7 protein-coding genes and 1 pseudogene are annotated in these 7,430 nt (G+C 36.6%); 3 read left to right on the top strand and 5 right to left on the bottom strand.

Features of this window, described 5'->3' with window-relative positions; genetic code table 11:
- Nucleotides 1-1,097: pseudogene (locus BHE89_RS05750) on the bottom strand (UvrD-helicase domain-containing protein); the annotation flags it as partial.
- A 114-nt stretch (nt 1,098-1,211) separates the two neighbouring features.
- Here BHE89_RS05750 and yccS point away from each other — a divergent pair.
- Nucleotides 1,212-3,380, top strand: a complete 2,169-nt coding sequence (gene yccS, locus BHE89_RS05745) for a YccS family putative transporter (RefSeq protein WP_069368778.1) — start codon at nt 1,212-1,214, stop codon at nt 3,378-3,380.
- Nucleotides 3,381-3,450: 70 nt separating this feature from the next.
- Here the strand turns inward: yccS and BHE89_RS25115 are convergent, their stop codons facing one another.
- A complete protein-coding gene (locus BHE89_RS25115) occupies nt 3,451-3,660 on the bottom strand; it encodes a TfoX/Sxy family DNA transformation protein (RefSeq protein ID WP_286145923.1) in 210 nt (69 codons plus the stop codon).
- Nucleotides 3,641-4,060, bottom strand: a complete 420-nt coding sequence (locus BHE89_RS05740; protein ID WP_286145922.1) for a TfoX/Sxy family protein — start codon at nt 4,058-4,060, stop codon at nt 3,641-3,643. Before BHE89_RS05740 ends, BHE89_RS25115 begins: the two co-directional genes overlap by 20 nt.
- A 229-nt stretch (nt 4,061-4,289) precedes the next feature.
- On the opposite strand from BHE89_RS05740, the gene sulA reads away from it, so the two are divergent.
- Together sulA and ompA are read left to right on the top strand one after the other, a co-directional pair.
- Nucleotides 4,290-4,847, top strand: coding sequence for an SOS-induced cell division inhibitor SulA (gene sulA, locus BHE89_RS05735; protein ID WP_069368780.1), 558 nt, complete (start codon nt 4,290-4,292; stop codon nt 4,845-4,847).
- A 348-nt stretch (nt 4,848-5,195) separates the two neighbouring features.
- Entirely contained in the window at nt 5,196-6,299 is a 1,104-nt protein-coding gene (gene ompA, locus BHE89_RS05730; protein WP_069368781.1) for a porin OmpA, read from the top strand.
- A 199-nt stretch (nt 6,300-6,498) separates the two neighbouring features.
- Here ompA and matP read toward each other — a convergent pair whose 3' ends face one another.
- A complete protein-coding gene (matP, locus tag BHE89_RS05725; RefSeq protein WP_069368782.1) occupies nt 6,499-6,960 on the bottom strand; it encodes a macrodomain Ter protein MatP in 462 nt (153 codons plus the stop codon).
- Nucleotides 6,961-7,139: 179 nt separating this feature from the next.
- Nucleotides 7,140-7,430 (bottom strand): IS200/IS605 family transposase (tnpA, locus tag BHE89_RS05715; protein ID WP_128860343.1); only part of this gene is annotated, 291 nt, incomplete at its 5' end.

Below are 7,430 nucleotides of genomic sequence, written 5' to 3'. Positions count from 1 at the left end.
CATTCTTAATAAACCGACCCAAACGCTCTAATCTTATAGCAATTTGATTTTCTAATTTTTTATCATTCCAAAAATCACCGTCAGGGATATCCCACTCAAGTTCTTGAGATAACCACTCTCGCCATCCTTTTGCTTGTGCTTTTTTCTGTTGGCACTGCTCTCTCCACTCACCTAATAATAGCGCTCTTCTTTTTTTCACTATTTACTTCAAGCTCACTAATTTTTGGGTTGTTTTTTTTGTCGCTTGTTGAATAACGGATACTGCCAATGCATGGAACGTTTTTGCCATAATATCGACATTTAAACGGCTAGAAAGCCTTTCATTCATTTCTTGTGCGGCTTTGCGCCCAAAAGCAAGTAATAAAATTTGATCTGGCTGCGCTAATTGACGGCGTAATAACCATCCCGCTCTCGCAACTAATACCGATGTTTTACCACTTCCCGCACCAGCGAGAACAAGAACATTTTCTTCACCATTAATTACAGCACGGCACTGAGATTCATTTAATGGCGATGAATTCAATCGTATTAAAAAATTCTGCATGATCATTTAATATTTGAGTTACCCATGCGGAATTTTCTTTATTAATAAGTGTTTCACCTTGCTTTAGCCATTCTAAACATTTTTGATAAAGAGTATGGCAATTATCAAATTGAATAAGGCGTTCAAGAGGAAGGGGAATAGCAGAAAAACTTTCTTTGATAGATTGTTGAATTTCACTCAGTTTAGACTGTTTTATCCATCTATTTGATTGAGTGATTTCATTAATATTATGGAGTTGCTTCTCAAGCACCTGAGCACTTATATCGCTCATTTCTTTACTCCAATTTTGCCATGATTGATAAAGATAACGATAAAACTGCTGAGTTTCTTCCCAGTCGGTTCCATGTAATCGAACAACTTTATCTTCTGGCAATAAAAATTCCAACTCCCCCCACACAATCCCTTTTTTACAGAAGATATTAATCAATTCGTTAAAAGGGATTAAATATTGATGTTTTTCACCACTGACTTCAATACCTGCATTTAACAATTTGACTCTATTATAAGGATGCTGTGCTAAACGTTGTCCCATCGGGGTGGATTTTAGTTCCATACGTAATTCCTGCAATAAATAACAAATAGTCTGTTGTTAAGCTCTTTTTAATCGGTGATAAACCCTATATTCTAAGAGGTAATTATCTTCATCTTGTTTATTTAAGGGCTTTTTGTGTTCACTTTGCTAAATGGCGCCCGCCGATTTATCTATAATAGCCACTTTTTATATTATATTCGCATAATAATCGCACTTACAGGAACGACTTTGTTTCCTTGGATTTTAGGGCAAGATCCTAAATATACAATTCCTCTCACTTTAGGTGTGGTTGCAGCAGCATTAACTGACTTAGATGATAGGCTTGTTGGCCGTTTAAAAAACCTCGTTATCACTTTATGCTGTTTTCTACTTGCTTCAGCATCAATAGGATTGCTTTATCCATATCCTATTTTATTTTTTTGCGGTTTAGCCATTTCGACTTGGGGATTTATTTTATTAGGTGCTTTAGGGCAACGATACGCAACTATTGCGTTTGGAGCTTTATTAATCGCAATTTATACTATGCTCGGTATGCCTATTTTCCCTGAATGGTATGAACAACCTGTTTTATTACTGTTAGGTGCTATTTGGTATAACTCTTTAACATTAGTTGGTCACTTATTATTCCCAATTCGCCCAGTTCAAGACCATTTAACTCGCTGTTACCAACAACTTGCAACTTACCTCGAAGCTAAAGCGACATTGTTTGATCCTGATATCGAAGATGATTATCAACATTCGCTGTATAATTTAGCAATGGCAAATAGCCAATTAATTGACACGATGAATCAAACTAAAGTCACATTATTAAGTCGATTAAAAGGTGATAGAGGCCAACGCAGTAGTCGTTTTACACTTCATTACTATTTTGTTGCTCAAGATATTCATGAGCGAGCTAGTTCATCTCATGTTCAATACCAATTATTAAGTAATGAATTGCGGCATAGTGATGTGTTATTTCGTTTTCAACGTTTACTTTCTATGCAAGCACGAGCTTGTGAACAAGTTGCACAATCTATTCTTTGGCATAAAAAATATCAGCATAACCCTTCATTAGAGCGTGCGATAAATTATTTAGAGAATGCATTAAATCATTTAAAAAATACAACTTCAGAACCACAATTAATTACGCCTTTAAATAATTTACTGCAAAATCTTCAAGGCATTGATGCGCTTTTACGAAGTATTAGTACAGAGCAATACCAAATATCCCATGACCAAAAAGAAGAAACACAACTTTCTGATGATAGTTTAACTGGGTGGCACGATATTGCACTAAGAATCAAAGAGCACCTCACACCTAAATCAGCACTTTTTAGACATGCTGTTAGGATGTCACTCGTGTTATGTATCGGTTATGCCATTATTCAATTTTTCCAATTGGATAGAGGCTATTGGATATTATTGACTAGTCTATTTGTTTGCCAACCCAACTACAATGCTACTCGTCGACGCCTTACCTTACGTGTGAGTGGTACTATTATTGGTATTTTAATTGGTTTCCCTATTTTATATTTTGTTCCTTCAATTGAAGGACAACTGGTTTTAATTGTGATAACTGGTACGCTCTTTTTCGCATTTAGAACCATACAATATGCACATGCCACACTATTTATTACTTTATTGGTTTTATTAAGCTTCAATTTGCTTGGTGAAGGTTATGATGTTGCCCTTCCTCGCATTATCGATACCTTGATTGGCTGTGCCATAGCATGGTTTGCTGTCAGTTTTATTTGGCCTGATTGGAAATTCCGTCAACTGCCTGTTGTTATTCAAAAAACAATGACAAATAACTGCTATTATCTTGATGCTATTCTTATTCAATATTACCAAGGGAAAGATAATAGTCTGAGTTACCGAATTGCTCGTCGAAATGCTCATAGCAGTGATGGGGAATTAGCCTCATTGATCTCAAATATGTCATCAGAGCCAAAAAGTTATCAAGCATCTCAAGAAGTGGCTTTTCAGTTACTTTGCTTAAATCATACTTTACTCAGTTATATTTCTGCACTTGGCGTTCATCGAGCAAAAATAGACGATGAGAACGTACTCACGCTGCTTAATGATACAGTTTGTTATATCGATTCTGCTTTACGTCGCAAAACGCCACAAGACGAAGGATTTAAGCAATCTCATGTAGAATTAATTGAAAGGATCAATCTATTACCTAATGCAGATAATCCTCGCATTCAATTAGTACTTACTCAAATCCGATTATTATTGGATCTGTTACCGCAAATTATTTGTTGCATCAAAACCATTGAGCAAGGCGAATTAAACAGCCTACCTCAACCTCAAGTTTAATCTCTTGTTGACGTTATTTTCTCTAATTTCCATAAGTACATTAGAGAAAATAACCGTCACGACTTTTATCTTATTGAAAAGATAATTCGTTGTACCAATCTAATAATTCCATTTTAAGTTGGTTAGGTAATACAGAACGATGACACCCAACGATAGCGCCTGCCAAGGAAAGTAAAAGTTCACTATTTCTCAAATTGTGCGCATGCATTAATTTTAGATAACACGCTTTAGCACCAATTAAACGCAGTTCTTCAACTTGATTAATACCAATTTGGTTCAATCTTTTTTCTAATATTACGCCTAGATTGGGTAAATCTTTTATTCTGCAAGGTTTTTTTTCGTTGTCCCAAATATTCTTGGATACTGTAGTGATATGTCATATCAATATATTGATCTAATTTTTGCTGATTTTCCCATAACGAATCCGTTATATGGTAATAACGCAATATGATAGGAACTCCTTTTTTCAAATAAGTATAGGAACTCATTTTTGTTGCTTTATAGAGCGTTTCTAAAAAGCCACTTCCTTTTAAATAAAACTCACTATCAGACGTGATAGCAAACATAACATCATCAATCATTAAGCTAACACCACCGAATTGAGACTTTGTTGTTAACTCTCCATATTGCGCAATACGCGATAACAAATGAGCCTTCCTTTGCTCAGGTAAAAATAACATTGATACTCCAACACAAACTTTAAGATTGATTTTTATCTTTGAATTCAAAAACATGCATAGAAATTCACAAGGAAGACAATAAAGAATTTCCTTTTTATTGCCAATAGTTAACGACTTAAAAATAGAGATTTACATAAAATTTGAGAGGAACTTTCAAAAAAATAGGCTTGATTTAAGCGAAATATAGAGATACTGTATATTCATACAGTGCATATGGAACGAGGTAAATATGAAACTCTCAACATCATCTCCGACAAGACAGAACGCCATTCTCCAAGAGATCTCAAATGAGGTATTACCTCTATCTATCCCTTCAACAGTGGCGACTTACAATAGCGATAACGATAATAAACAAGGTATGGTGAGTGAACTTCTCTACCAAAATCCGCTCGTCATTAATCACATTCTTTTGCCATTACTGAAACAGTATAGCCATGAATCACGTTGGTTATTGTGGCTAAACCCACAACAAAAGCTAAATCGTACTTGGTTAAAAAATGCGGGATTACCACTTAATAAAATAATCCAGTTAAATCATATAAATATGATAACTACTGTTGATTTAATGGAAAAAGCATTGATGAGTGGTAATTACAGTGTAGTGCTCGGTTGGTTACCAGAAATATCGTCAGAAGAGATGAAACGACTAGAATCTGCTGCAAGTAAAGGAAAAACGCTCGGGTTTATAATGCGACAGCAAATTAATACAAATATCCATTTAGAAAGTAGTAATACATCTAAACGACATTTAAATTCCGTAAAAATTCATTCAATTCACTACCATTAGTGAAATTTAAGAGTTTTCCTAATACTCAAAACACGCTGATATCATTTAAGATAAGTCAAATGTATTTATAACCTAAATCATATAGTTACAATAAATTTAACAAAAATACAGAATCTTTCCCATTGCAGAATAAGACGGATCTTTTTAAAATTTTAAGTCAAATTTTAAAGGATTACTTGTAACTTTTTTAAGTTCATTGTAGACTTTATGTCGTTAAGGTTATGCTTTAAATCCCATTTTTGGGATCATCACTTGATGAAAGCATTTGCTCCCTAACAATAATTTAACCAAGGGCAAATAATAAGGCTTAAAGCCAAATGCCTAACTTGGATGATAACGAGGCGTAAAATGAAAAAGACAGCTATCGCATTAGCAGTGGCAGTGGCAGCTTTCGCAACTGCAGCGCAAGCAGCTCCAAAAGACAATACTTGGTATACCGGTGGTAAATTAGGTTGGTCTCAATACCAAGGTACTAGCAACCAATGGAATGTAGACGGTAAAGATGTATCTATCGGTAACGGTAATACTCACCGTGACCAATTAGGTGCTGGTGCATTTGTTGGTTATCAGTACAACCAATACTTAGGTTTTGAGCTGGGTTATGATTGGTTAGGTCGTATGACTTACAAAGGTTCATATGACAACGGTGCATTCCGTGCTCAAGGTATCCAATTAACCACTAAATTAAGTTATCCAGTAATGGAAGACTTAGACGTTTATACACGTTTAGGTGGTATGGTATGGCGTGCAGATTCTTCTGCAACTAAAAACGCTACTTTACCAGCTCCAGATCAAAAACGTTTTTCTGAAAATGACACTGGCGTTTCTCCAGTATTCGCATTAGGTACTGAATACGCGATCACTCCAAACATCGCTACCCGTGTTGAATATCAGTGGATCAACAACATCGGTGATAAAGGTACTCTGAATGCGCGTCCAGATAACGGCATGCTGAGTGTTGGTGTTGCTTACCGCTTCAACCAAGAAACTCCAGCACCAGTTGTAGCTCCAGCGCCAGTTGTAGCTCCAGCGCCAGTTGTTGAGAACAAAACCTTTACTCTGCGTTCAGACGTTCTGTTCAACTTCAACAAATCTACTCTGAAAGCTGAAGGTCAAGAAGCTCTGAATGGTCTGTACAATGAACTGGCTAACATCGACCCAACTCAAGGTCGTGTAGTCGTTATCGGTTACACTGACCGTATCGGTTCACAAAACTACAACCTGCCTCTGTCAGAAAAACGTGCTCAATCTGTAGTTGATTACCTGGTTTCTAAAGGTATCCCTGCAAACAGCATCTCTGCTGAAGGTCGCGGTAAAGAAAACCCAGTTACTGGCAACACATGTGACAACGTTAAAGCTCGTTCAGCTCTGATCGATTGCTTAGCGCCAGACCGTCGTGTTGAGATCGAAATCCAAGGTACAACTGAAGTTATTGTTCCTGCTGGTCAATAATTCAAATAGTAGAATAATCTACTGTTGATGAATTCAAAACCCTGCCAATGGCAGGGTTTTTCTTTATTCCGATAAGAATGAGGTAAAAATATAAAACTAAAAAGATTTGCAGATAGGTATGAAATATCACAATAAAAATAGAGAACAAAACGACGATAAAAATAAATAATCAAAACCAATAGACCAAAAGCAATGTCACTTATTTTTCTTTATCGCGTTCTAATAATTCAATAAGCCCATCTTTTAAACTATGCACTTTTAATGCGTATTGTTCTTTTCGTTCAGCGTCTTCAATTAATTGCACTATTGTTTCTGATAATGTGACCCCTCTTCGCTGTGACAATGCAGATAAGCGTTGCCAAACTTTAAACGTCAAATCGATTGATTTTTTGCGTGTGTGTTGATGCTCAGCATTAAAATAGCGTTTTCTACGGGCACGAATAGTTTGCTTCATCCTATTAGATAAATCAGGATTCATATGCAAATCTATCCACTCTAAAACTTTTAATGGTTGTGATTCAAGAAGCAACAATTGCTCGACGACTTCATCAGCGGCACTTTTTTCTATATAACGGGTAATTAATTCACCTTCACGGTGTTTTTTTACTAGATAGGCCCATTTCCAGCCACATTCTAGGTTCTCTAATTGTTGATATTTCATATAAAATCCCGTGACAACGTAACTATATAGTAGCATATCAACAATTTTACAAAAATACTGCCACTGAACCGAAATTTTTTGACTATTTTATAAGCAAAGTTATTTTAGCGAAAAACGCTGTAAACCCTCGCCCAGTGCGGGCGGGGGTATAAGGCGAAAAGGCCGCAGGGCTTTAAAGATCAATCAAGCGTTGACTGGCTCTGAACGTAGGCTCTGAGTGTTTCAATCGTTGCCCCTCCGGTGCTACAGACAAAGTACGACCTTGACCACAAAAGTCCCGTTTTACTTTGCGTCCGTAAATGTGTGTTTTGCTGGCGCAGCAGGCGCGACGATACTGATTTCAGATTGTTGACCATCACACTGACCGCCAGTTTTGGCGGGTAAGCAACCAACAGATGCACATGGTCAGGCTCTCCGTCCATCTCAATAATTTCGCATTCAAGTTTTGCCGCAGCGGAGTCAAATACATC

Source organism: Shigella sp. FC1967, assembly GCF_001743005.1.
In the GTDB taxonomy this organism is placed as follows: Bacteria; Pseudomonadota; Gammaproteobacteria; order Enterobacterales; family Enterobacteriaceae; genus Proteus.
Note: the sequence above shows the minus strand (reverse complement) of the source record. Positions and strands in the feature narration are given on the sequence as shown.